Annotated in this window: 1 protein-coding gene and 1 pseudogene; one reads left to right on the top strand and one right to left on the bottom strand. The window is 56.3% G+C overall.

Annotated features, from left to right (window positions below; translation table 11 throughout):
* Positions 1 to 289: 289 nt before the first annotated feature.
* Positions 290 to 1,261 (bottom strand): annotated as a pseudogene (gene glk, locus AB5Y85_RS07350) (glucokinase); the annotation flags it as partial.
* A 347-nt stretch (positions 1,262 to 1,608) separates the two neighbouring features.
* On the opposite strand from glk, the gene AB5Y85_RS07345 reads away from it, so the two are divergent.
* Positions 1,609 to 2,463, top strand: a complete 855-nt coding sequence (locus AB5Y85_RS07345; RefSeq protein WP_005334759.1) for a MurR/RpiR family transcriptional regulator — start codon at positions 1,609 to 1,611, stop codon at positions 2,461 to 2,463.
* Positions 2,464 to 2,510 lie beyond the last annotated feature (47 nt).

The raw sequence follows: 2,510 nt of genomic DNA, 5'->3' as shown, positions 1-2,510 counted from the left end.
AGCGAGTAATCGCGCTGTGTCCGTTTCACACCTTGTCCCATCGGGCTCTCCATTTATTGGGGGGAAAGGTGTAAACCATATTCAGGACGGGACACAGACATAAAAAAAACCGGCCAAAAGGCCGGTTGAAACAGTTCAGGCTTGTCAGGTGACAAACGTATCCAGCGGATGAGAGTCGCTTTCCACTCCTTGTGAAGCACAACACTCTTGGTTACGTGCGGCTACTTTATGCCATTCACACTGAATCGAGGCTGAACCATGGATGATCCCGCCTCGTTCCCCTCTTAAATCAGATAGTGATCCCCATCGACTGGCGCAAGTAAGCGCCCGCACCGAGCAGCCCCGGCCCTTCATGGGTGATCAGAAACACCGGGATCTCCTTGAGGTAGGACTTGAAGCGCCCCTTGTCTTCAAAGGCGACCCGGAAACCGGAACCGGTAAAGAACTCCTGGAAGCGCGGCACTATGCCACCTGCGATATAGACACCGCCAAAGGTGCCCATATTGAGGGCCAGATTGCCGGCAAAGCGGCCCATCAGCACGCAGAACAGGCTCAGGGTGCGACGGCAATCGAGGCACTCCCCGGCCAGTGCGCGTTCGGTAATGTCTTTGGGGGCAAACGGCTCGGGCTCACGGCCATCGGATTTCACCAGCCCGCGATAGAGATTGACCAGACCCGGGCCGGAGAGGAAACGCTCTGCCGAGACATGGCCCAATTCGCCTCGCATTACTTGCAGTACCGCATCTTCCTCTTCGGTGTTGGCAGCAAAATCCACATGACCACCTTCACCCGGCAGGCTCAGCCACTGCTCACCCGCCTTGACCAGATGGGCGACCCCAAGGCCGGTGCCCGCACCATAGATGGCGATGGGCTTGCCCGCTACCGGCGCGGCGCCGCCAAGCTGGATGCGATCCGATTCAGCCAATACCGGTACCGCCATCGAGACCGCAGTAAAGTCGTTGATCACTTGCAGGCGTGCCAGCCCGAGCTTGCTCTGCATCTCGCTGATGGAGAACTCCCAGCTGTGGTTGGTCATGGCAACCCAGTCACCGTTGATGGGGCAGGCGATGGCGATGCAGGCTTCAGCCACCTGTACCTTGTGTTCCTCCAGATAGAGGCGTACCACGGCTTCAAGGCTGGGATGGGCCAGACCTGAGTAGGTCTTTGCCTGAGAGATAGTACCGGTGGCCAGCTCACACAGGGCCAGACGCGCATTGGTGCCGCCGACATCGCCGACCAGCGCATGGGTATGCTGCATAACAACTCCTTCGTTACAGGATGGGGACGACTCTGGTGTCCCGAGATTATTGTTGGATTATGACGGCCCATTCTATCCGAGGTCAGGCTTGCTCACCCGCCGGATCGATACAAACGTGCGCCTGCTCACAGTGTTGTTGCTTTGCAACATTTGTAAGCGCTTTCATGGTTAGGTGACGTTTTGTAACGAAAAGTACGAAATAATTAGAGATGAGTCATACTTTGTATGGCAGGCGTTAGTTGCCATAACCGCTTGTCTTGTATAGTCCTTAGCTTGAATGGAAACTTGCTTAGCCGTAGATTGAGTGCAAAGACACTGAAGCTAAATTACAAAAACGCCTGGTGGTGATGATGAATACCCTTGATAAAATTACGAACAACTTGGAAAGTTTCAGTAAATCAGAACGCAAGGTTGCCGAGGTGATCCTGGCGTCTCCCCAGACCGCCATCCACTCCAGCATCGCTGCTCTGGCCAAGATGGCCGATGTCAGTGAACCGACCGTCAACCGCTTTTGCCGCCGTCTCGATACCAAGGGCTTTCCTGATTTCAAACTCCATCTGGCCCAGAGCCTGGCCAATGGCACCCCTTACGTAAATCGTCATGTGGAAGCGGAAGATGGGCCGGATACCTACACCGCCAAGATCTTCGAATCCACCATGGCCTGTCTGGATGCCGCCAAAAACAGCCTGGATATCTCTGCCATCAACCGCTGCGTCGATATCCTGACCCAGTCCAAGAAGATCAGCTTCTTCGGCCTTGGCGCCTCCTCCGCCGTTGCCCGCGATGCCCAGAACAAATTCTTTCGCTTCAACATTCCGGTAGTGAGCTTTGACGATATCGTCATGATGCGCATGAGCTGCATCAACAGCAGCGAAGGGGATGTGGTGGTGCTGATTTCCCACACCGGCCGCACCAAGGCGTTGGTCGAGATCGCCGCGCTGGCTCGCGAGAACGACGCCACCGTGATCGGCATGACCGCCAAGGACTCCCCGCTGGCCCGCGAGTGCAATCTGGTGCTCTCCATGGATGTGCCGGAAGATACCGATGTCTATATGCCGATGGCATCCCGCATCGCCCAGCTGGCGCTGGTGGATGTGCTGGCGACCGGTTTTACCCTGCGCCGGGGGATGAAATTTCGCGAAAATCTGAAGAAAGTGAAAGAGGGATTGCGCGAATCCCGCTTCGAAACCCCGCACTCTTCCTGAACCGTCGGGGGCTCCGGCCCCCGACTGTCTATGCCACCCGCCTTGGT

Source organism: Aeromonas sp. R3-1, from assembly GCF_040908345.1.
GTDB classification, from domain to species: domain Bacteria; phylum Pseudomonadota; class Gammaproteobacteria; order Enterobacterales; family Aeromonadaceae; genus Aeromonas; species Aeromonas veronii.
Note: the sequence above shows the minus strand (reverse complement) of the source record. Positions and strands in the feature narration are given on the sequence as shown.

What these genes read in the sequence shown, in the direction of transcription:
- AB5Y85_RS07345 (WP_005334759.1), top strand. Translation starts at nt 1,609, where the DNA reads ATGAATACCCTTGATAAAATTACGAACAACTTGGAAAGTTTCAGTAAA.